Below are 22,837 nucleotides of genomic sequence, written 5' to 3' on the forward strand. Positions count from 1 at the left end.
ATCTTAAGACGCCCTTTAAATAAATAATGTTTTTAGTGCCAAACAGAAAGAATGATAGCGCTGACTATAATGCCAACTGCAGGATAACCAGCATCAATTAGAAAAAGTTTAAGAGATTTACTTTCCCAAATAAATACTGATCCGATTGCCGTTGCAGCAAAACCAATAGCGACGATTTTTCCTAAAATGAATCCCGAATAGAGAGTTGATGATCCCGTAACTTCTACGAGCCATGCCATCGCAAGAGAAGCAATAACGTTTGCAGCGAACGTCAAAATCATTTTCGACATTATTTCGCTTGATGAAGGTTTCTTGATTTTAATACCATGCTTGCCTAGTTCTTCAACCCAGATTGATCCAAAGAGGCCAGAAAACCAAACTGAACCAATAAAGAAAAATGCGAGCGATGATACAAGAACCGCTACATAATTAAGATGTGAAAAAAAGCTTATATCCATCGGGATTCCTTTAATAAAAGATTAATATGAAATTGGCCAAATATTTAATAGTCCATTAGTTTCAAGTTATAATTAGATAGTATAGGCTGAATAAAAAAATGCAAACGGCTTAAGTTGCTTAAAGAATTGAGTTCGGGTTTATGAGATGGACGCAAAAAAGTTATTTTGCTAGATGTGATAGATGATAAAGGAAATCTTATCAAAAAAAGGAGTACTTATGGAAAACGGATCTAAAATGTGTAAAAGCTGCAGAGAGAAATGCAGCAGCTGCAAAAATAAAAAGGGAACGTGCGAAAAAATGGGAAAAGGGGGCTGTAAGCCGTGCGATTCTGATTGCGAGAGTTGCTCAACGTGTTCTGATTGCAAAGATTGCGATGAGTAAAAATTAGTAATTAAAAACTATGCCCAGTAAAAGCGCCATGGAGACATGGTGCTTTATTGGGTGTTACAGTATTTTTATTCATCAAAAATTTTTTTGTTTCGCATTTTTTTAACTTCGCTTCGCTTTCTTTTCACCTGTACCCGAGCTTCTTTAGCTGTTCTTGAAACCCGAGTTGCCATTCTTTTTTTAGGAACATAGAGCGCTTTACGAATAGTATGCGCAAGTTGCGCGAGAGCGAGTTCTTTATTTTGCTGTTGGCTGCGTGTCGCGCTGCTGTGAATGATCAAATCACCTTCGGCTGTCAAGCGTGATTGTAAGTTTTCCATAATGCGCATTTTTAATTCATCAGGCAATACGGTTGAGGTTTTTACATTCCAACGGAGGGTGATGCGCGTTTCTGTCTTATTAACATGCTGCCCCCCAGCGCCGCCAGATCTGCTGGTAGTAATTTCTAGTTCGTGTTCGGGGATAATAATACCGTTTTTGATTGGTACATCATTTTTCATAACTGCTCAGATCATTTATAAAAGTAAAAGTCTATCTAAAGGCTCATCTTTTTTTTATTGTATTAAAGAGTGTTTGATAAAATAAACTAAATAGTTGAAAAGAATAAGAATGTTGGCGAGAAAAATAAGCTTGGGGGTTTAATGAAATCTAAGAGTTCAATAAGTCTGCTGTTTATCTTATTATTGGTATTCTTTTTTGGGATACTTTTTCTACGGGCAAGAACGGTAGTTCGGAGTATTAAGGGGGATAGTGTAATGGTTTTTAATAAAAATATTTTTGATTTAGCAACTGAAAATACTTTTTTTAGGAAAGAGCTTATTACCGGTAAGCATAGTCAAGTTGTACTCATGAGTATACCCGCAGGAGGCGAGATCGGGCTTGAACAGCACGATGTTGATCAAATACTTGTCTTTGTTCAGGGTGATGGCCAAGTTATAATAAAGGGCCAAACCTCTCCTTTAGGGAAGAATCATCTTGTATTCATTCCAGCAGGTGTTGAGCATAATTTTAAGAACACTGGGTCCAAAGAGCTCAAGTTATTTACAATTTACGCACCATCTGAGCATGAGATTGGCACTGTTCAAAAAATAAAACCAGAATAATCAAAATGTATTCAAGTTTTTAAGTATCTATTTTTTTCTGCAATAGACGTGGGTTTTTGCTAGCGACTATAATGTAGTTACTATTTAGGTGTCAGTTCCAAAAAAATCATGGCATCGTTCAAGAAGGCGCTCAAATTCATAGTGATTTGCAGCGAGTGAATCTTGGCCGCGAATAAATGTGATGCCTAAAATGCCATCCTCTTTTGGCGCAAAATAAATTAATTCGTCTCGCGGCGTTCCTTTTGGTGATAATTGCACAACTTTTACATTTATCATGTATTGTAAATCTTGGATTGATTGATTTTGCAGAGTAATTAAATGGCCTTGCACTGGCACAATTCGTTTATCACTCGTTAATTCACGAGCTCCCAACCCAGCGCAGTTAAAGATAATTAATTCAGGCACATCGAGAAAATTTTCAACAGTGCCCATTGAAATAGGAATGCGTAATTCATTTTGCAGGCGATTGAGCTCTTTCATCAACATTGATGAATTAATAAATATGGTTTGATATTCGATTGCGGGATATTTTTTGCCTGAGCTAAAATCAATAATCACTTCTTGCGGTGCATCCACAAGGCCCGCTTGAATATAAGGCGCGAATCCCGGATCAATATCTAATCCATAATAGGCTGGCAAAATCTTGGGCCCACCTTTGATAAAAGGATGATTGCCAAGCGCAATTTGTTTGTAAATGCGATATGATTCCATGCCTCGCGATTCAAAAATAGCGCGCTCACCGGGCGTCGATGATTTGCGAGGGCGAGGAAAAAAGAAGCCGGCAGCTTTATTTGAGGCGATCGTTTCAGTTTCTTTTGCCACGATTCGAACAGAATATCCTTTTTGCGTCAGTATAATAGCGGTTAAAAGTCCGTAACAACCGGCTCCAATTATGCAAATCGGTTTATTTTTAATATTTGGCATCTCATTTATTTTTTGTTCAAACTGCCGAATCGATTCATTTACGCAGCCAAAAAGGAAGGTCCACCCCGCGCCTCCTTGCCCGTAATTATGGTAAATAAGCTTGTCGCCAATCAACTGCATAGAGGTTTCAAAAATGCGTTCTCTGTGCGCACGGATGCACACAATTTTTTCTTTAATATGTTCTGCAGAAATTTTTGGCGGGCAGAGGCGAACGGTTTTTATTGTATTCAAGCGATTAAATGTTGTTTTTGAGAAAAAATGAATTATGGTAAAGTATACCAGAGTGATTTAATAAAGTGATCCTACTTTAAAGCTCAAACGCATAATTTTAAAAAAAGGGATGAAATGAAATTTAAATTTATTTGCATATCAGTTTTTGTTCTTTCTGTTTACAACATTGCAAAAGCAATGGAAGCAGCAAATCTGCAAGAAAGGCAGATTTGCGCTCAACTATTTTATTGGCCCGAACAAGATGAGCTCCATTTTTCCAAAGCTCCCATGGTTAGATTCACAAAGATAGCGGCTCCGGCATCTTTTGCCGAATTAAAAAAAGAAATAGCGCAGCAGTTTGCAAAAAGCGAGGATCAAATAACAGTTCACAATTATAATCTAAGATTTGATAATCCAAAGATAATAGACTCTCTTAATGAATTTCTCGCATATCAACAAACGTGCAAGAAAACCGTTGTAGAAAATTTGAAGGTTGCAACTTTTCTCAAATTATACGTCTACGATAAAAAATGGGTTGATTACAGCAAAAAGCAAGAAAAATTGCGAGCAAAGTTTTAACAGAGAAAGAATAGTATGAAAAAAATAATTGTTTTTTGTGCTTTTATAGCCCTATTTTCGCACCAGCCGTTTTCGTTTGGCAAAACGATGCCAACGATTCTTCTGGTTCTTGGCAGCGAACGGAAGGGAAGAATGGCAGAGCCGCTTTCCCAAGCGATTGCAGCGATCGTCGATAGATCAAAAGTTAATGTGCGTATTATCGATTTGCAGGAATATTCATTGCCATTCATTGATCTTCACAATCCACAAAGAACCGGTACCATGGAAAAATGGGCAGCGGAAGTGCGCGATGCTGATGCGCTTATTCTTTTAATTCCAAATTATAATGATGGCTATTCGTCGGTGATTAAAAATGCAATAGATGTGCTTGTTGATGAAGGTAAGAATAAGATCGCCGGTTTGGTTAGTTATGCTGGTGGTTATGGTAGCACAAATCCGATCACCACTTTAACACCGTGCCTTAAGTCAATTGGTATTGAGCCACTTGCCGATTCGTACGTTGTTATACCATTTATTTCGAGTGCTCTTGCGAGTGATAATACATTTAAAAAAAATGAAGTAAGTGATGAAATAAAAAAAATGTTATTGGATATGTATAAAAAATTAGGAGTCGCATGAGCAAAACTTTATATACTATTATAACGAGCGCGCTTGGCATTTTGGCGATTGTACTCATTGATTCGGTCATTATACCGGCGATGAAAGCTAGCCAAAAAAAAGAATATGTTATTATTGCTGATCACATCGAGCCTCGATCAATCACCAATTCTTTAGTTAAAGAAGTTTCTAAGCAATTACGCGATTATCAAGCATCAGAAAATAAAATGAAAAAACGGGATGTTAAAATTACGGTCGTCGATTTATCGACGCTTAATTTGCCAACACTGAATGCATCGGTTTCTCCTGCGCAAGCACCGATTGAAGATAAATCGGTTAAGCAGTGGGGCCAAATGGTAAATTCTGCGGATGGCATTATTTTCCTCGTTCCAAACTATAATCAAGGTTATCCAGCTATTTTCAAAAACAGTGTCGATTTGATTTGGGAACCGTGGCATACCAAGCCAGTTGCGGTTATTGGTTATTCTCTTTATGGGGAAGATGGGAATAATCTTATAAATTCGTTCGGTGATGTTTTAACCATTGTTAAAACTGAGCAAGTAAAGCCTGCATTATATTTGCCGAATGTTACGCATCACAGTTTATTTAATGCACAGCAAGAAAAAGAGCTGAGAGAGCTTTTTGATAAACTTGTTAACTCTTCGCATAAGGGTAATTTTATAACGAGAATTAAGAACGCTGTATCAAGCACTTTTATGCGTATGCTGTTAAAGTTTACGAATTGATGCAGCAGATCATTAACGAACGCGGATAGCTTCTGGATGTTTGGCAAAATAATCTAAGATCATTTGTCTGCGTTCCATAGTTTTTCTGACGAACGTTTCGATCAGTTCTTTATATTGATTTAAACCTTCCTTCTCCATTTCAAAAGGAATTGAGGGCCAGAATGATGCAAGTTGATCGGGCGTGAGCGTTTTTATTTTTTGCAAAAGATCGGATGCTATTGTTTCTGAAAACGGTGCGGCGATTTCTCTGCTTGAAGCGTAAAACTGCCGCCAGAGGCGATTGCGCCATATTCTGCAGTATCCGTTATCGATATCAATTTTAGTCCAGATATCTACTTGCGGAAAGGCGGCATGTATTAATGCAGGGTCTTGTTGAGCATTAAGAACGCTTTCAAAATCTTTTGGTTCCGTATCCGGATCAATTTTTATATGTGCTACAAAATCGCCAACATTGCCCACCCACGGACACGATTTCTTTTTATCTGAGCTGTATGCAAATACAAACTGATCGACGTTTGCAATCGCTTCGTTATCGATTAAATAGAGTTTGTGAGTATCTTTTTGAATAATGAGATTGCCAAGATGACGATCATATTGCCCAAAAAGAAACTGAATAATATTCATGTTTTCCCATTCTGCAATTGAAACACTCTTTTTCACATGAAGCGAGTCGGAAATCTGAATACTCTGATCAATCCATTGCGAACAAAAAGAGACGGTATCTTTTCCCTCTGCATTTTTAGATTTTAGCAGTATCGCATGTGGAACTATATCGAGCCCAAAAAAGCGACTTGCATTATACATTGCAATCTCGCCGCACATATACCGTACGCTTTTTGTGAGTTGCTTTTGGACACTTTTATCAATAACTGTTTCACATTTAATAAAGCGTTTAATTTTATTTTGCACCAGATCAGATGTTAGCTTATGTTCAAGTGCGCAGCATTGCATAATCAAGCTATAGAAAGACAAAAAAAATGACGTTTTAAAAACATTATTCATAATAACTATCTTCGTTAAATGATTTTCGTTGAGCGTAAATTCGGGATCGTGTGATTCTTTCACTAACGATAAAATAATTGAATGAAAAAAATCATCTATTTTAAAAGGAGAAGCAATGCTATTGGATCAAAAAACAGAGAAAGCCACATTTGCGGGTGGTTGTTTTTGGTGCATGGTTGCACCATTTGAAAAGCTGCCAGGTGTGATTTCTGTTGTTGCAGGATATGCAGGCGGAAAAGAAGAAAATCCAACGTATCAGGATTATGCAAAAAAAGGATACGTTGAAGCGATCGAAGTTGAGTATGATGCGCAGAAAATAAATTATTCAGCATTGCTTGATACCTTTTGGCGGCAAATAGATCCGACCGACTCTGGCGGGCAATTTGCAGATAGAGGGCCGCATTATAGAACGGTGATTTTTTATCGTACTCCAGAACAAAAAAAAGAGGCTGAGCTTTCAAAGAATCAACTTGCAGCTTCACACACATTTGAAAATAAAATTGCTACCGAAATTATTCCGTTTACCAATTTTTATCTTGCCGAGCAGTATCACCAGCAGTTTTACAAAAAAAATCCTGAGCGTTATAAAATGTATGCGCAAAATTCCGGGCGCGAACAATTTTTAAAAAATGTTTGGAATGAAAAACAGGATGAATTGCAAAAAAAATTAACGCCATTGCAATTCGATGTTATTAAATGCGGTGGTACCGAGCCTGCGTTCAATAACGAATATTGGAATAATAAAGAACCGGGCATTTATGTCGATCGTATTTCTGGTGAACCACTGTTTAGCTCTCTTGATAAATATGATTCAGGAACCGGATGGCCGAGTTTTAGCAAACCACTTGAATCGGATAACGTTCGTGAGCGAGACGATAATTCATTATCCCTGCCGCGGCGAGAAGTTGTGAGCGCCAAAGGTGAGTCGCATCTTGGCCACGTTTTTCCGGACGGCCCGCAACCAACCGGTTTGCGTTATTGTATGAACTCTGCTGCGCTTCGCTTCATTCCAGTAAAAGATCTTGAAAAAGAAGGGTACGGCATGTATCTTTCTCTATTTAGATGATTGGCTCTAGCAAAAAGCCGTATGCAAAATGATAAATCTTAAATATATTTATTGGGAGCTTTTATGAAGAGAATATTTTTTCTTTCTTTGATGTTGAACTTGAAGGTGTTTTGTGATGAATCTCACACCAGAATTAACGAATTCTCATTTGTTTTAAAGCCTTCATTAATTGCGGGCGTTGGTATCTTTGCTGCTCATGATATTGCCAAGGGAACAAAAATAGTTTTCTTTCCTGAAGGTTATCAGCATCGAATGCTACCCAAAAAAGATATTCCAGAAGAGTTTTTGAAATATTGCGTTGCAAAAACGGAAGAAGTATGGGTAGCTCCACATAAATTTGATCATATGGAAATAGCTTGGTATTTAAACCATTCTGTAGATCCTAATATCAAACGAGCTGAGCCAGGAAGTTGTTATAGCTTAAGAGATATCCAAAAGGGCGAAGAAATTCTTATTAACTATAATGATTTTAATGAGCCAGAAAATACAAAAGAAGAATATTTTAAGCCAAAATAGTGACCGTGTTCACTTTAATACCTGATAAAATCGAAATAGTTCAGAAGGGGTTTAATGAAAAGAACGATTTTTTTAGTGGGTATGGTTTTTAGTTTTTTATTTCCGAGCGTCGTTTATTGCCTGCAGTTAGATGACGCAGAAAAAAAGAAAATAGACGTAGAGTTATTGTGTTGGGCACAAGGGTATAGAAAAGCACCTACCGCTCTATTCATACAGATTCCGATAATTGGTACTTTTGAAGAATTAAAAGTATTTATTGCTCATAAGATTGGGGTTATAAAGGCGAATGAAATAACAGTGAATTGTGAAAACGAAAAAATTGATAATCCCAAGCTCATCGATTGTTTGGGACTGTGGGCCCTCCGCGAAAAGGATTCCATCAAAGTAGTGAAAGGTATTCGTACGGTAGATCTTACTAAACTTCCTAAGATCCATGTATATAGTAAAAACTGAATCGAAGTTAAAACCTTAATTTGTACCTCTTTTAAAAAAAGGAATCTATAATGAAAAGACTTTGTTTAATCATAGTTATTATGATTGCGCCATTTTTGCTTATTGGTTGTGGGCAACCAACGAAAATTGAACAAAAAACTAGTAATCAACACGAAGGGAATATGCAGATGAGTCGAACAAAAACCCCATCAGGATTAGAGTACGAAATTATAAAAGAGGGAACCGGAGCATCGCCTGTAACAGGAAAAAAGGTTACAGTTCATTATACCGGATGGCTTGATGACAACGGTAAACCAGGCACTAAGTTTGATAGCAGTGTTGATCGTGGTGAACCATTTGTATTTGTCATCGGTGTTGGCTATGTGATCGCAGGTTGGGATGAGGGAGTTGAATCAATGAAAGTTGGCGAAAAGCGCCGCTTATTTATTCCCTCTAAATTAGGTTACGGAGCTCGCGGTGCTGGAAGATCAATTCCGCCGCATGCTGATTTAATTTTTGATGTTGAACTTATCAGCGTTGGATAAAATAAAAAAAGAGAAGGCAGGAAATTTTAGCCTGCTTTCTCTTTTTTTCGGTTAGCATTGATCTTTATTTTAAATTATTAACAATCGTTGTTATTCCATCCCATGCGGGCGTATCAAGCCCAAGTTCCCAAATCATCGCGCCGCCGTAATTATGCTGCTTAATATAATTACATTTAAGTGCAATAGATTCTTCATCATCGTACGTAATAAATTCATGGTTATTAAGATTGAAGAGATATGGCGCTTGTGCCTGATTTTCTTTAAAGCGTGTATAAGTTCCCAAAAGATTTTTTTTGATATCTGAGAAAAATCTATACCCAGCTTCTTCAGTTGTTCCAGTTCCCGCGCCATTGAATGGAGCATAAAGACCATCGGTCGTAGAATTTACGTTTGCGTACGAGCGCCCGTAAAGCGGGATTCCCATAACTATTTTTTCAGGTGGAACTCCTTGAGACTCATAATATGAAACCGCATCGCTTGCGTTGAATTTTGGCTCACCTTGTACTGGTTGATAAAGCGGTGCATGGTGGCCCGTTTTTGTATCCCACGATCCTGCAAAGTCGTAACACATTATGTTAATCCAATCTAAATAATTATGGATTTTGCTCACCTCAATATCTTGATAGTGATTTGGGCCAGCTGGCGCTGCAATGGTTACAAGCAGTTGCGGTGAATGAGCTTTAGCAGCTTGGTATAATTCTTTCAAAAGCTGTGTGAAGTTTTGTGTGTCTTGCGCTTGGCCATTGTGTTCAGCAAAGTTTGGATATTCCCAATCGATATCTATGCCATCAAAATTATACTGATCGCACATTGCAATACATTGGCTTACAAAATTAGCGCGCGCTTGTGCATTGGCTGCCATTTGAGAGAAATTATCTGAAAGCGTCCAGCCACCGACAGAAATTAACGTTTTTAAATGCGGATATTTTTGCTTGAGATCGTAAATCTGTCTAAAATTTCCCCAATATGGTTTTTCTACATTCCAATTATCGCGGTATTCAACATCGGCCCAAGAATCAAAGAGAGCGACGTTTCCTGCAACATCATGTTTAAGGAATGCATAATTAAGATGCGTAATTAACGAAGCATTTATATTTTGTGGATAGAAGGCGGGAGTTCTATAGATCGACCAGTTTGCATAATAACCCACTATTTTTTTTGGTTGCGAAGTCGCAGGTTGGTTAACTTGCGTGCTCGCGATATTGCTTGGTTGGCTGACCACTCCCGATGCAGTTGCTTTTACGCGATAATAATAAGTGCCATTTGATTTTCCAGAAACCATGAATGAAGTTGCTGCACCATTAAAAACAATCACGCTTGGAGAAAAACTGTTGGTTGATGATTCTTCTAATTGATACGTTTGTGCGCCTGCGACTGCGTTCCATGTAATAGAATAACTATTAGCGCCATTGGTGTTTTGAATTGCATTCAGAACAGGAGCATCAAGCGTTTGCGGTGCTTGAACATTGATGGTGACGCTTGCAGTAGTGCTTGCGCTGCTTTTTCCCGAAGCATTAGATGCAGAAACGCGATAATAATAAGTGCCGTTAGGTTGATTTTGAAAAGCCTTTGAAAGTGCAGATCCTTGATATGCAATGCTTACATTGGCAAAAGTTGCTGAAGATGATTGTTCTAAAATATATTGGGTTGCGTTTGCAACGCTGTGCCAATTTACAGAATAATTTGCACCGGATGCAGTTATCGGATCTAAAACAGGTGCCGCAGGAATTGGTAGTGGAATTGAGCAAAGAGATGGATCTATGGTCGCGATCGCTACGAGATTAGAAATTCCTGGAGCAATAGTTCCTGTTTTATTAATAACCATTCCTACCGTTATTGAAGCGCCTGGCGCTATTGTGCCACCGCCGGCCCATGCAGGATTTTTTATCGTTACCGTACTTCCAGAAACGGAAGAAATCGCATTCCAAATGCTGCTAAGTGAATGCCCCGTTGGCAATTGAAGTGTTGCGCTCCACGATGAAGATGGCTGCGTTCCATTATTGCTGAGCGTTACGCTTATTTGATAACCACCTTGCCACGAAGAATCTACAACATATTGCGCACCTAAATTGAACGAACAAGGATTTGTAGGCGCAGGCGGTGTAGTTATCTTAGGAGTTCCTTGCGATGAGAGTGCTAAAATCGCTGGCGTCGTTTGGGATGGATTGCTTATTGCAAGAGCTACTACCACGCTTTGTTGAGGATCGAGTGAACCATTATCAGTAAGATTAGTAAGCTTAACATGCTGGCCAGTTAATTGGCTGTTAGCATTCCATGCACATCCTAGCTTCTGCCCTGCTGGAATATCAAAATCTGCTGACCAAGCGGTTAATGGAGTACTCAAATCATTGGTAAGAATTATGTGAGCATTGTAGCCGTTCGCCCAACTTGCATCTACAGTGAATGCGCTGGTAATAGGAGAGTCTGCTATCACCGGCATTGCTTGCCACATAACTGTTAGAAATAGTAAAAATATTTTTTTTGTTATTATTTTTCCCATGCACTTCCTTTTTCTTAATATTTTTATTTCGTGTTTGAAGATAGCAAGATGTTTATTCTTTGAGTCAATAAAACTAAATAATTGATTCTTTTCAGAATGGATATTGCTTTTTTTAATAATAATATTTTATTGTTTCAGCACACTCATTAAAAAATTCGTTCATAATGTAGGCCAAAAAAAGGATTTATATGCGTAAAACTAAATTATTTATAGTATTACTTTTAATATCTTCGAGCCTGTTGATAGGCGCGGATCAAGATTGTTGTACTAATGGTCCACTTGTCAAACCATTTTCACTTACCATAAGGGCCGGTGTTGCGCCTTCGATTTTTTCTGATCGTGGCACGGTGAATGCTGTTGTTTGTCCGTTTACTACGCCGTTCTTTCAGGTTTCTGAAGGGCAAAAGTTTGGACAGGTTTGGCATAACTATCCTCTAAATATAGGCATTGATTTGGCATTTGCTTTAGCAAATAATGTTGAACTCTTTGGCGAGTTTAATTATCGGCGTGCATCACCAACTAATCAGTCGTTTACAGGAGTATCTCCTGCTGGCGCTTTCGGTGAGATCTTTTTGAATTTAAATCACTTCCAGGAATTTGGTGGGTATGTAGGTTTTAGATATTTTTTCAACCGTGTTTTTTGCGATAGATGCGCCTTCTTCCTGGGTTCAAAATTTGGATTAGTCAATTATACGGAAGTGAAATCACAACCTGTGCGGATAGTGCGCGCTATTGACGGAGCCGAATTAACACAAGATTCGATCTGGTATGAATCTAATAATGCCGTAAGCGGTGGCTTGCAAGTTGGATTTGATTATTTGTTTTGCGATTCAATATCGTTGTTTTTTAATGCTGAAATAGTTGCTTCAGCTGCCCCAAAGCCGTTGTTTAATTTTGCTGTCGAGAATCTGGCGATTTTTACTAATTTTAATAATCTTATTCGTGAGTCTCAAGGGACGCTTCTTTCGTTCCCGGTAAATACTGGATTTAGATTTTATTTTGGATGAACTATTAAAAGTAAAAAGGGCCTAGTTTGTTCTAGGCCCTTTTTATTTAAGACTATTTTTTAAGGATTGGCAGAAGTGGGAACCCACATATTGAGCGCAAAATCAACGGCTCTATAAACGCCAATTGCAATGGTAATTTTTGTTAGCTTGCATCTATCGCAAACACCTTTGCATTCTTCGTTTGCGCAGACAACAGCAGAGCCGATCACTGGAATATGTTTTGCTACTTCTTGGAATGTTTGCGTGCAAGTAATTCCTGCGACTGCTGCAGCAATTGGAGCGCGCCAAGAAAGTTGACGTAATCCGTCAGCAGCTTCTTTATTTGTCAGAAGACTCAAAGACAATGCGCCCCCTGAAATTGAAATAACGTTTCCGACGTCTTGCGCATCAACTCCCGTTTTTTCAGAAAACTTTTTGACTAATGGTTTTTTGCTTGCTTTATCGGTGAAATATTTTACACCGCCTGATGCAACTAATCCTCCAACCGCAAATGCCATATTGCGATTAGCAGCATCATCAGCTTTAATTGAGTGGTTCAGTGCGATTGCAATAACTGACGCAAATAATGATACACGAAAGAGCTGAGACATTTGTAACTCCTTTAAAATAAGTAAATTGTTTAATTGTCGAGCATAAGAGTAACCAAAGAAACTGATTTATCAATTAATCGAGGAAAGTTTGTATTTTTTTAATGGCTCAGCATTTTATTGTTAAGAATATGCTCTTTTAAGTAAACTAATATGCAAACTGAATCCTTAGATGGCTATTTTTCTAACATATTTATAAATGGAGATGGCGATGACGTTGTTAAAAAAAATTGGTTTAGTGCTTGGCGGCATTGTAGCATTTTTTGCGGTCAGTTATTCAATGCAATTTCCAATAATTCCGCTCGGTCTGCGTTATGTAGTTGCTGCTCTGCAATTTATAATACTTGTGGTTGTTATTTTAGCGCTTGTTATTTATTCAGCTCGATCAATGTGGCGCTCTCATAGATTTGAATCTTTTCTTCTGCTTTTAATGAGCCTATTTTTTGCTATAGTTGCGATACCTACGTATCTTCCACTTATTTATTATTATGCAACGCTTGCAAAAGCCCAAGTGCACACTAAAGCACCAATGCAACAAGAAGGATCTTTGGAACATGAAAGTGCCTTCATTTCCTATTTGCCGGGTAAAACTGCTTTTGAGCATATGGTGGCCAGCAGTGCTAGTAAACCGGCTGTAATAAAATTATCGGCAAAGTGGTGCGGCCCATGCAAAAAACTGAAACCGGTTTATGAAATGGTAGCGCAAGAGCTTCATCAAAAAATAACATTTGGTGAAGTAGATATTGATTTGTTTGATGATAAATCGTTGCTCACCGTACCGGGAGTGCCGACTATTTTAATGTATAAAAACGGGAAAGAGGTTGGGCGCATTGTTGGTTTCCGAACAGCCGAAGAATTGACAGCAGAATTTAAAAAATTAGAAATGTAAATCAGTTCATATAAAATAACTAAAAAAGTGAGTACGCCGCCGTACTCACTTTTTTGTTTCTGATTTCTAACATCGCAAGATTTTTAAAAACTTATTCTTCAGTAAAGTAATCGAAAGCGTAAGCAGCTAACGCGCCGCCAATAAATGCGCCGCCAACATACATTGCAAGATGGTGATATGAAACATGCATCCCAGAAACAAGGCCATAAAGAGCCGCACCAAGAGCAATCGCTGGATTGAAAAGACCACCAGAAATTGGCCCGCCTAAATAAGCAAGCGCTGGAATGGTGAAACCAATTGCAAATCCAAAAATATCGTTTCCGCTGTATTTTTCAGAGGTTGCGACAAATAAAATAATTAATGCGAGCGTAAATGCTAAAAGTATTTCTACGATAAATGCTTGCATCATGGTTACTTCGGCGCCAGGAGCTGGGATGGTGATATGCCCATGCAGAAAAGCAGCGGCAGCGAACGCAGCAAAGCCGCCGGCGATTTGTGCTACCATATACGTTGGTAAATCATCCCAAGAAAGGCGGCGTCTGATTGCAATTGCAAGAGAAACCATTGGGTTGTAATGCGCACCAGAAACAAATGCACCAATATATACCCACGCCATGAGCATTGCCGCAATTGCAAAAGGATTGCTCGTTAATGCAATCGTAAGAATAAAGAAAAAAGTACCGAGAAATTCCATGATTAATCTTCTCACGCCAACTCCTTTTTTTAGAAAACATTTTAGACAAAAATGAATCTAAACTTGGCGGCAATAACAAGTCAATAACTTATTAAAACATACAAGAAGGGGCATCCTGCAGATCTGGTTTTGCGGATTTGCTTGTAGCGTCTTTGATTTTTTGTTTGAGAGCGACAATACGTGCTCTGAGAAACTCATAAGCTGGATGGTTTGCGCCTAACGCTTCTACGTGCTGGGCCATACTATCGATAAATTTATAATGTTGCGCCTCGTATTTGGCAGAAAGATTATCGAAATTCGTTCGTTGTTCAAAACGGTCGAGACTTTTTTTAATAAACCAATCTGCAAAATCTTTCTTCAGTGCTTCGATATCTTCAATCGGTGTTGACTCGGCGGCAATCGCTGCTATTTGTTTTCTCATAGCCTCTGCAAGATCAGCATCTGGAAGAAATGTGATCTGATTAATATCGCGGCTGTTCTTTTCTGTCAGATTTTCTGAACCGGTCATTACTAAATTTCCACGAATTATTATTTTCTGATGGTTTATTAGTGAATATTTATTAGCGAATTTTTCTTTCCCACCAACGTTATATATGTATACAGGAACGTCATTCTTTCTGAGATCAATAAGGAATTTTTTTGTTTCTTCATTAGCTAAATTATGGAAATTGACACAGAATGCTTTAATGTTTTTATGTTTTCCTGTGATGACTTTTTCCATATCTTTTTGATCGATGCCATACATATTTATCCACAAATCTTCTTCTTGAGTATTTTCTATCCGCCGTTTAAGCGTGCCTCTCAGATTTGTTGCCAAGCTGGTGAGGCGGGTTGGTTTTTTTGGTGTTTCAACCAGCGTCGGCTTTACTGGTGAACCGATTAACTTATCTGAAACAAGCGACGATTCGTCAAATTCTTTTAGGGGAATAGATTTTTTTTCAATTAAAGTTTTGTGAGCGTCAAATGCGGATTGGATCATATCTTGATTGGTGATTTTCATAGCGGTTTCTTTATTACCTGAATAGGCCTGATGAGTTGCATTCGCTGATCCATCATAAAGAAATTTACCGACGGAGCCGGTAGATTTGGTGTGTAATGATTGGTTTAACTTGGGATTTAAAACAAATACTTGGACGCCTTTTTTTTGTAAATCAAGTCCCATTTGGATCGATTGCGGCGTGGGATTAATAATAGCCTGAACAATTGCGCCATTTATTACTGCTTGCTCCAATGCTTTAAGATAATTTGTATTAGAAAGCATAAACTGGTGAACGAAAATTATATCATTCGGTTTTGCATTATTTAAATCGGTTAGCATCTCTTGAAAGCCGTACTGATCTTCAGGACCATAGAGCTTCACCTTTTTTGGAGACTTTTCTTCAATAGGTTCAGGCGCTAAGGCAGCACTCATTTGCGGTTGAAAGCAAAAGAAAAAAGCGAATAATAGTATGTAGATAGGATATAATTTCATAGTGTTTTGCCTCACAAAAAACATTAGTTATTATGATTATAACAATTAATGTTCTATTTGGCAATTAATCTATTGTTTATAGCTCTATATAAAGAAAGAACAGCAAAGCGGTAAAAAGGGCATTTTCAAAAGGAAAAAGCACTTCTCAAATTGGGGTTCGCCGGATGGGTTGGAAGTCAATGCAATAAAGACCGAACTTTTGATCATAGTCAATAAAAGCTTTCATTTTTGTTGTATTTACAAAGAGAGATAAAAATAAATTATAAGCAGAGAATAAGCAATGGCTCAATTATTATCGAGGATGCTTGTTTCCTCAATTATCCTTTCTGTATGCTAGAGGCAGTGGGATAGGTTTTGGAGGGGGAGCGATGATAAAGAATTTAAATAAATTTCTCATGGTAATTTTTTTCCTCAGCGGGTGCGCCGCTGGCGTTGTTGAAATGGAGCAGGGCCTTGAAGGCACCGGTTGGCAATTGGTGCAGCGGCCATATGCACAAAATGTACCGGTTGGTGATTATTATGAGGGGGGTTCGGCACCCCAAATTAATCTCGGGAGAGTTGCCCCTACATTAACCCCTGCAGAAGAAATAAGAATTAATAAGCAATTTGTAGAAGCGGTGCATAAAAAAGATCCTGCTATTCTGCAAAAGCTTCTTAACGAATCGGTTGTGCGCGGCAAAAGAAACCCGGCAGAGTTCGTTAAATTTATGACGCTTCCAGATGCCAGTGGCTGGACCCCATTTATGCACGCAGTAGAAATTGGCGATCCTTCGCGTCTTAATATGTTTATGGATGCTTTCCAAAAAGTATTAGCAAATGATACCGCCTCGCTCCTTAAAATTGTAAATTTTCAAGATGTTCACGGCCGAACGGCCCTGCATCTTGCTGCAGAGCGGCGGCAAAATGACGAAGCACGATTATTGCTTAAACGGTTCGTAGAGTTTTTTAAAAACGATAAGAAATCTTTTTTTGAAATACTTAATAATCGTGATCGCCATTTAGGGTGGACGCCGTTAATGGCAGCTACTTATGATAGCGCTTCTGAGATTATTGAGGCGATATTGAAAGCTGCAGCACAAGTGCTTGGCGTTGGTACTGAATATTATAATGATGTTCTTAATGCACGCGGGTCATTTGGCAGAAGTGCAATCCTTTTGAGCATTGCGCCCCGGGATCGATGGCTTTTATTGCAATATGGTGCTCGAGACGATGTAGAGCCTCAAGATCCATTGACTAAAGATTTAAAAACAATGGGATTGAAATTTTTGCATTATGCGTCTCATGATGGGCATGAGCAAGATATTGAAGAATTTTTCCAGACGCTCGCTGAGAAATACCCCGAGAACTATCAAGCATTCCTTTTTGTGTTGACGGCGCGCGATGAGGGCGGGTGGACGGCACTCATGAACGCTGCAGCTGATGGCAATGCTGAATATGTTAGGATTATTTTGAGTAATGCGCACAAGCTTTTTAAAACTGATACCGCGCGTGTTGCAACACCTGGAAGAGAGGGAGAGCGTCAAGAAGATCCCCTTTGGTTTAGTCTCGTTTTAAATAACGCTGATGTGCATGGTCGCACCTCTTTACATTTGGCAATCGCGAGACGGCACTTTGATGCATTTAAGACACTTCTTTCTATAGAGAAGGACTATTTAGGCAATGACCGCCGTACCTTTAATCGATTTATTAATCATCGCACCGAGTTGAACGGTTTTACGCCACTTCTACTTGCAGCATTTCGTAGCGCAGATGATGAACTTTCTCTTGATATGATAAAAATACTTGTTGAGCGAACTCTAGGGGCAATGGGGCGAGACTCGATCGATTATGAGCGTTTCATTAATGCGAGAGATTTAGATCGGCAATCATCAGTTGCGTATGCTCTTTCGCCGCGTATTAGAGATTATCTAAAAAAGAACGGTGCGCGCTAATTTTATTGAGCAGATTGATATAATTTTTTTAACGCAGCAATTCTATCGGTGTGGCAAAAGAGTGCCGAAGCGATTGCAGCACTTTGTAATCCACTCTCAAAAAGCTTTGGAAGATTTTCGACGTTTATCCCGCCATCCATTGCAATGGTAAAATGCAGATTTTTTATCTCCCGTAATGAAACTAATTCTTTTAACCGCTCTAACGAACTTTGAATAAAAGGTTGGCCAGAAAAACCAGGCTCTACCGACATTAAAAGAACTTCGTCAACGATCGGTAAGTAGGGAATGAGTTTTTTCAGATCTGTTGATGGTTTGAGCGCTATGCTTGCCCGCCAATTTTTGCTTTTTAGGTAATTGATTAAAATTTCGGGAGCGGTAACCGCTTCAATATGAAATGAAATGATAGTATTTGCGGACAGCTCAAGGCGGCGAGCGAACGATTCAGGTTCTATCACCATTAAGTGAATGGCAAGCGGTTTGCTTGTGGCCCCCATTATTGCGCTAATAAAAGGAAAACCCCAGGTAAGGTTTGGCACAAAAATGCCATCCATCACATCGATGTGAAAGCCATCGCAGTGCGGAGCAAGTTGATCAATTTCATGCCTCAAATTAAGAAGATCGGCGCTTATGAGCGAGGGAAATATTTTTAGTTGTGATCGATTCATCAGGGCTCCTGGCAAAACGTGACTCCTTTTTTGATCATGCTTATACTATGACGATACATGTTATTCTATCCTCAGAAAGCTAGATATTTCAAGTCGTTGATACGTCTACCCGCATGAGGTTTTATAGTCCCGATTTTTTTGTGCTACACAGTACTATTCAGGAGTTTATTATGAACTTTAATCTTCGTGTATCAATGGTAAGTTTGATGCACAATAAACTTGATGCGGGAATTGCTTTCTATTCAATGTTGGGTATTCCCTTAACCTTTCAAGTTCCAGCAAAATGGGCAGAATTTGATTTGCACGGGGTAAAGCTCTTTCTTTATCAAGTTGATGAGGAGCTTCCGGATCATTACAGCGGTCTTGTTTTGCATGTTGATGATGTCGCCAAATTTTACGAAGAGTTTAAAGAGAAAATTACGTTCGTCACCCCACCTACCGATCTTGAATATGCGTATATTGCTCGTATAAAAGACCCCGGCAATAATATCATTGGTTTAGTGCAGCCAACTCCTGAAAGAGTAAAGGCGGCGATGGACCAGGCGAAAACAGGTATTTAGGAGAAAGTCTCCCTAAGTAGTGGGGAATTCTAGGGTCATTCGCACATATGTTTTTGTGGCTAAAATATACACCGTTTCCTGTATAAAAGTTGAGTGCTTTGATGTAAATATTGCAAAGCAGAGACTTTTAAGTATACTGGAAACAGGGAGTTTTTTAGATAGAAAGTTCTCCCTGTTTTTGAAAGAATTTCTCTAAAAAAACGGCATACATTCTTTAAGGAGGCCTCATGTACGATAAACTGACTCCTTTGGCAGACCGAGTTCTGCTTAAAAGGTTAGAAGTAGAAGAAAAAACAGCTGGTGGGCTTTATATCCCTGAAGTTGCTAAAGAAAAAGCACAAACCTACAAAGTGGTAAAAGTAGGACCAGGAAAAACAACCAGCGAAGGAAGAAACCTTCCGATGACTGTTAAGGCGAATGACATTGTCTTCGTTCCAAAATATGCAGGCACAGAAGCTGGTAATGAATATCTTATTGTTAAAGAAGATGAAATTTTAGGCGTGGTTGGATCTAACTTATAAGATCATGCCGGTTTGTTCTAGGAGTAAATGAGAATGGCAAAAATAATCGTATTTGGCGTTGAAGCACGCGAAAAGATTCGCAAAGGTGTTGATACGCTTGCCGATGCAGTAAAAGTGACTCTCGGGCCCCGTGGACGTAACGTTGCGTTTGAAAAATCGTTCGGTGCTCCTTCGATCACCAAAGACGGTGTAACGGTCGCTAAAGAGATCGAATTGCACGATAAAATAGAAAATATGGGCGCGCAAATGGTGCGCGAAGTTGCAAGCAAAACAGCAGACGTTGCTGGTGATGGCACCACGACTGCAACCGTTTTAGCGCAAGCAATTTTCCGCGAAGGTAATAAATTTGTTACTGCCGGCGCGAATCCAATGGAACTTAAGCGCGGTATCGATAAAGCGGTAACGGCGGCTGTTGAGTTCATTAAATCGCAATCAAAAATAGTAAATTCAAAAAAAGAGATCGAGCAAGTAGCAACCGTTTCTGCAGCTGATGCTGAAATTGGTCAACAAATTGCGCAAGCAATGGAAAAAGTTGGCCGCGATGGTGTTATTACCGTTGAAGAAGCAAAAGGTATGGAAAGCGAACTTGAAGTGGTTGAAGGTATGCAATTCGACCGCGGTTATATTTCGCCTTATTTAATTACCGATGCAGAAAAAATGGAAGCGGTTCTTAACGATCCAATGATTTTGCTTTACGAAAAGAAAATTTCAAGCATGAAGAGCATGCTCCCAATGCTTGAGCAAGTTGCAAAATCTGGCCGTTCGCTCTTAATTATTGCAGAAGATGTTGAAGGCGAAGCGCTAGCTACATTAGTAGTAAACAAATTACGTGGCACGCTAACAGTTTCGGCTGTTAAAGCGCCTGGATTTGGCGATCGTCGCAAAGCGATGCTTGAAGATATCGCAGTATTAACTGGCGGTAAATTGATTTCAGAAGATATCGGTTTGAAACTTGAATCGGTAACGGTAGCTGATCTTGGTCGTGCAAAAAAAGTTATCATCACCAAAGACAATTGCACAATTGTTGAAGGTAAAGGTGATGCGCAATCGATCAAAGGACGCGTTGCTCAAATTCGCGCGCAAGCTGAAGCAACAACTTCAGATTACGATCGCGAGAAGTTGCAAGAACGCTTGGCAAAACTAGCTGGCGGCGTTGCAATTATCAAAGTTGGTGCAGCAACCGAAACTGAAATGAAAGAGAAAAAAGATCGCATTGAAGATGCATTGAGCGCAACACGCGCAGCAGTTGAAGAAGGCATCGTTGCTGGTGGCGGCGTTGCATTACTTCGCGCACAAGGTGTTGTATCTTCGCTCAAACTAGAAGGCGATGAAAAACTTGGTGGCCAAATTGTGTACCGTTCACTTGAAGAGCCATTGAGAATTATCTCTTCAAATGCAGGGCACGAAGCATCAGTTATTGTTAATCGTGTTAAAGCTGAAAGCGGCAACATCGGATTTGATGCAAAATCAGGCGAGTTTGTTGATATGATCGCAATGGGTATTATTGATCCAGCGAAAGTAACTCGTACTGCATTGCAAAATGCAGCATCTATTTCTGGTTTGCTTCTTACGACTGAAGCGATTATTTCAGAAATTCCAGAAGAGAAAAAAGAAGCTGTAGGCGGTCACGGCCATGGCGCTCCAGGAATGGGCGGCATGGGAGGCATGTACTAAAGCCTTCTTTAGAAAATAGAAGATCAAAAAAGAGCCGGTGTAAAAAACCGGCTCTTTTTTTTGAAGAATCTCTTAGATCTATTTAATCGTTACCATCTTGGGGAATAGTAATTTCTGGCGTTTCGCATTCAGGAATCTCTTGTTTTGATTCTTTCAAAAATTTTGATTCGCTTTTAATTTCTTCCTTCTTTTTTGACGATTCAAATTTTAGCATAATGGAAACGGCATCGGTATTTTCTAATACTATTGCATTCTGAATGGCCGTTGCACCGTTTATATTTTTTATATCAATGCTCGCCCCATTTTCGAGTAATAACTTAGTCATATCTACGGTTGATGTATAAAATAAAGGTGTATTTCCTTGGCCATCTTGCGCATTAATTTTCGATCCGTGTTTTATCAAAAATTTGGCTGTTTCTAATAAGTTTCCTTTAACTGCATAGTAAAGCAACGTAAACATAAATCCATCGCGTACATTCATAAAATCAATAAAGGTTTTTGATGATTTATTAAAAAAAAGAGACAATTTGCTCAAAATCTGAAGATCTTCTTTTTTAAGAGCGGCGGCAATATTTTTTTCATTGCGCACTCTATCAAACACATCACTCATTTGATTTCGTAGTTCTATAAATTCATCCCATATTTTATCGCTTGCCAGATTTGTAACAGCTCGTGCTCGAGATTTAAACCGAGAAAAAGATTTTTGCGGCTCTTCGGCCAAGTAAAACCAAGTTTTTGATAGAAGGACGGGTGTGAGCTCAACTTCATTTGACGTTATTTTTGGATCGACTCGGAAAGATTTAGTAGTTGTGCCCAAATCGATAAGGAGTTTTCCGTTAAAATTATCTAGTAAATAAGTAGCAATTTTGTCGCAATGATCACCGCCCGCATATATTATTGTGTGATCTATCGATGCAAAAAGTTTTATAAGAAATTCAATATCAGGAAGATCGGAAAAAGCGTTAATCAACTCTTCGATTTTGTCTTCCTCGTGAAGTTTAATAATATTTTTACGGGCTTGCCCAATAGTTATTTTTGGGTTTTTATTAAGTAATCTCTCTAAATAGTGGTGCAGGGGTTTAATATTATTGTTCTCATATTGTTGCCATAACAGTACAAGTTCATCATAGAAATCTTTATAAGGTGAATTTTTAACACTATCTAAATCCTTTAAGGCTTTGGAAAATTGAGGATCCAACAACGATCCGATGAAAGCTGTTGTGTCTTTTACCGGTGTATCTAACATTTTTTCTATTAATTCATTAGGAACTGAAGGGCTGAGGTTATCTGGGTCATATTGTGACGAGGAGGGTATTCTATAGGTGTCACCATTTTCGTAAACGATTGCCGCCTTCTTTAAAGGACTAAATTCTTCCTTTAAATGGTGACTGTATACTATCCAATCCATTTCGACAGGATTATTAAGCTTTGGGAGTATCCATCCTTTTTCAACCAGAGTTTCTTCCCATAATAATTGTATTTGCTTATTTTGTTTTGCAAGTCTGCGCAAAGTTATAAGCAACGTGCGTTCGGCGGCGGTGAAGGCATGCCTTTCATCAAGGCTGAGCAACTTTTGTTTGCGTGATGGTTTTTTTACCATTTCATGTACGGGTTGATGAAAATCAGAAATCAGATCGATTGTTTTAATAATTTTATTATCTTTTAAGATGACTATTCGGCGAAATTGATAGGGAGCTGATTGCGCTGTTGAATAGATGAACATGGCGATTACCAAACTCAATAATTTTGAATAGTTCATTTTTCCCTTAAAA

General features: G+C 38.8%; 24 protein-coding genes. 14 read left to right on the forward strand and 10 right to left on the reverse strand.

Annotated elements, in window-relative coordinates; all coding sequences use genetic code 11:
- Positions 1-32: 32 nt before the first annotated feature.
- Together HYX58_00360 and arfB are read right to left on the reverse strand one after the other, a co-directional pair.
- Complete coding sequence (locus HYX58_00360; protein ID MBI2774448.1) at positions 33-458, reverse strand: DUF1761 domain-containing protein; 426 nt, start codon at positions 456-458, stop codon at positions 33-35.
- Between the two features lie 456 nt (positions 459-914).
- Positions 915-1,346: an aminoacyl-tRNA hydrolase gene (arfB, locus tag HYX58_00365; protein MBI2774449.1), complete on the reverse strand. Its 432-nt coding sequence runs from the start codon at positions 1,344-1,346 to the stop codon at positions 915-917.
- A gap of 255 nt (positions 1,347-1,601) precedes the next feature.
- On the opposite strand from arfB, the gene HYX58_00370 reads away from it, so the two are divergent.
- Positions 1,602-1,949 carry a cupin domain-containing protein gene (locus tag HYX58_00370; GenBank protein ID MBI2774450.1) on the forward strand — a complete coding sequence of 116 codons (348 nt, stop codon included), beginning with the start codon at positions 1,602-1,604 and terminating at the stop codon, positions 1,947-1,949.
- Positions 1,950-2,033: 84 nt separating this feature from the next.
- On the opposite strand, the gene HYX58_00375 is transcribed toward HYX58_00370, so the two are convergent.
- Entirely contained in the window at positions 2,034-3,104 is a 1,071-nt protein-coding gene (locus tag HYX58_00375) for an FAD-dependent monooxygenase (GenBank protein MBI2774451.1), read from the reverse strand.
- 114 nt (positions 3,105-3,218) lie between these two features.
- Here HYX58_00375 and HYX58_00380 point away from each other — a divergent pair, with 114 nt between their 5' ends.
- From HYX58_00380 to HYX58_00390, 3 genes are read left to right on the forward strand one after another with little or no spacing between them, the layout of a single operon-like run.
- A complete protein-coding gene (locus tag HYX58_00380; protein ID MBI2774452.1) occupies positions 3,219-3,662 on the forward strand; it encodes a hypothetical protein in 444 nt (147 codons plus the stop codon).
- A 15-nt stretch (positions 3,663-3,677) separates the two neighbouring features.
- Positions 3,678-4,280, forward strand: a complete 603-nt coding sequence (locus tag HYX58_00385; protein MBI2774453.1) for an NAD(P)H-dependent oxidoreductase — start codon at positions 3,678-3,680, stop codon at positions 4,278-4,280.
- On the forward strand, positions 4,277-5,005 hold the full coding sequence (locus tag HYX58_00390; protein MBI2774454.1) for an NAD(P)H-dependent oxidoreductase: 729 nt from the start codon (positions 4,277-4,279) through the stop codon (positions 5,003-5,005). The genes HYX58_00385 and HYX58_00390 overlap by 4 nt, the downstream gene beginning before the upstream one ends.
- 12 nt (positions 5,006-5,017) lie before the next feature.
- Here the strand turns inward: HYX58_00390 and HYX58_00395 are convergent, their stop codons facing one another.
- The gene (locus HYX58_00395) at positions 5,018-6,007 is read right to left on the reverse strand and encodes a hypothetical protein (protein ID MBI2774455.1); all 990 of its coding nucleotides are present in this window, start codon (positions 6,005-6,007) and stop codon (positions 5,018-5,020) included.
- Between the two features lie 115 nt (positions 6,008-6,122).
- Between HYX58_00395 and msrB the strand changes: the two genes are divergently transcribed.
- The 4 genes from msrB (at position 6,123) to HYX58_00415 (ending at position 8,566) form a co-directional block, all read left to right on the forward strand.
- Positions 6,123-7,073, forward strand: coding sequence for a peptide-methionine (R)-S-oxide reductase MsrB (gene msrB, locus HYX58_00400; GenBank protein MBI2774456.1), 951 nt, complete (start codon positions 6,123-6,125; stop codon positions 7,071-7,073).
- 63 nt (positions 7,074-7,136) lie between these two features.
- Entirely contained in the window at positions 7,137-7,589 is a 453-nt protein-coding gene (locus HYX58_00405; protein MBI2774457.1) for an SET domain-containing protein, read from the forward strand.
- A 54-nt stretch (positions 7,590-7,643) separates the two neighbouring features.
- Positions 7,644-8,042, forward strand: a complete 399-nt coding sequence (locus HYX58_00410) for a hypothetical protein (protein MBI2774458.1) — start codon at positions 7,644-7,646, stop codon at positions 8,040-8,042.
- A gap of 50 nt (positions 8,043-8,092) precedes the next feature.
- On the forward strand, positions 8,093-8,566 hold the full coding sequence (locus HYX58_00415; protein MBI2774459.1) for an FKBP-type peptidyl-prolyl cis-trans isomerase: 474 nt from the start codon (positions 8,093-8,095) through the stop codon (positions 8,564-8,566).
- A gap of 64 nt (positions 8,567-8,630) precedes the next feature.
- On the opposite strand, the gene HYX58_00420 is transcribed toward HYX58_00415, so the two are convergent.
- The gene (locus HYX58_00420) at positions 8,631-11,066 is read right to left on the reverse strand and encodes a cellulose binding domain-containing protein (GenBank protein MBI2774460.1); all 2,436 of its coding nucleotides are present in this window, start codon (positions 11,064-11,066) and stop codon (positions 8,631-8,633) included.
- Between the two features lie 188 nt (positions 11,067-11,254).
- Between HYX58_00420 and HYX58_00425 the strand changes: the two genes are divergently transcribed.
- The gene (locus tag HYX58_00425) at positions 11,255-12,073 is read left to right on the forward strand and encodes a hypothetical protein (protein ID MBI2774461.1); all 819 of its coding nucleotides are present in this window, start codon (positions 11,255-11,257) and stop codon (positions 12,071-12,073) included.
- Positions 12,074-12,132: 59 nt separating this feature from the next.
- On the opposite strand, the gene HYX58_00430 is transcribed toward HYX58_00425, so the two are convergent.
- Positions 12,133-12,663 carry a hypothetical protein gene (locus HYX58_00430; protein MBI2774462.1) on the reverse strand — a complete coding sequence of 177 codons (531 nt, stop codon included), beginning with the start codon at positions 12,661-12,663 and terminating at the stop codon, positions 12,133-12,135.
- Positions 12,664-12,871: 208 nt separating this feature from the next.
- Here HYX58_00430 and HYX58_00435 point away from each other — a divergent pair, with 208 nt between their 5' ends.
- Positions 12,872-13,549, forward strand: coding sequence for a thioredoxin family protein (locus tag HYX58_00435; GenBank protein MBI2774463.1), 678 nt, complete (start codon positions 12,872-12,874; stop codon positions 13,547-13,549).
- A 91-nt stretch (positions 13,550-13,640) separates the two neighbouring features.
- On the opposite strand, the gene HYX58_00440 is transcribed toward HYX58_00435, so the two are convergent.
- Together HYX58_00440 and HYX58_00445 are read right to left on the reverse strand one after the other, a co-directional pair.
- Positions 13,641-14,258, reverse strand: coding sequence for an aquaporin (locus HYX58_00440; protein ID MBI2774464.1), 618 nt, complete (start codon positions 14,256-14,258; stop codon positions 13,641-13,643).
- Between the two features lie 76 nt (positions 14,259-14,334).
- Entirely contained in the window at positions 14,335-15,714 is a 1,380-nt protein-coding gene (locus HYX58_00445) for a hypothetical protein (GenBank protein MBI2774465.1), read from the reverse strand.
- A gap of 368 nt (positions 15,715-16,082) precedes the next feature.
- On the opposite strand from HYX58_00445, the gene HYX58_00450 reads away from it, so the two are divergent.
- Positions 16,083-17,645: an ankyrin repeat domain-containing protein gene (locus HYX58_00450; GenBank protein MBI2774466.1), complete on the forward strand. Its 1,563-nt coding sequence runs from the start codon at positions 16,083-16,085 to the stop codon at positions 17,643-17,645.
- 2 nt (positions 17,646-17,647) lie between these two features.
- Here HYX58_00450 and HYX58_00455 read toward each other — a convergent pair whose 3' ends face one another.
- Positions 17,648-18,310 (reverse strand): ribulose-phosphate 3-epimerase, encoded by a 663-nt coding sequence (locus tag HYX58_00455; GenBank protein MBI2774467.1) that lies wholly within the window; start codon positions 18,308-18,310, stop codon positions 17,648-17,650.
- Between the two features lie 170 nt (positions 18,311-18,480).
- Between HYX58_00455 and HYX58_00460 the strand changes: the two genes are divergently transcribed.
- From HYX58_00460 to groL, 3 genes are all read left to right on the forward strand, one after another.
- Positions 18,481-18,870, forward strand: coding sequence for a hypothetical protein (locus HYX58_00460; GenBank protein MBI2774468.1), 390 nt, complete (start codon positions 18,481-18,483; stop codon positions 18,868-18,870).
- Between the two features lie 227 nt (positions 18,871-19,097).
- Positions 19,098-19,391, forward strand: coding sequence for a co-chaperone GroES (locus HYX58_00465; GenBank protein MBI2774469.1), 294 nt, complete (start codon positions 19,098-19,100; stop codon positions 19,389-19,391).
- A 33-nt stretch (positions 19,392-19,424) separates the two neighbouring features.
- Positions 19,425-21,065, forward strand: a complete 1,641-nt coding sequence (gene groL / locus HYX58_00470; protein ID MBI2774470.1) for a chaperonin GroEL — start codon at positions 19,425-19,427, stop codon at positions 21,063-21,065.
- An 82-nt stretch (positions 21,066-21,147) separates the two neighbouring features.
- Here groL and HYX58_00475 read toward each other — a convergent pair whose 3' ends face one another.
- Positions 21,148-22,824: an ankyrin repeat domain-containing protein gene (locus HYX58_00475; protein ID MBI2774471.1), complete on the reverse strand. Its 1,677-nt coding sequence runs from the start codon at positions 22,822-22,824 to the stop codon at positions 21,148-21,150.
- Between the last annotated feature and the right edge of the window lie 13 nt (positions 22,825-22,837).

It is taken from the genome of Candidatus Dependentiae bacterium (genome assembly GCA_016191325.1).
In the GTDB taxonomy this organism is placed as follows: domain Bacteria; phylum Babelota; class Babeliae; order Babelales; family JACPOV01; genus JACPOV01.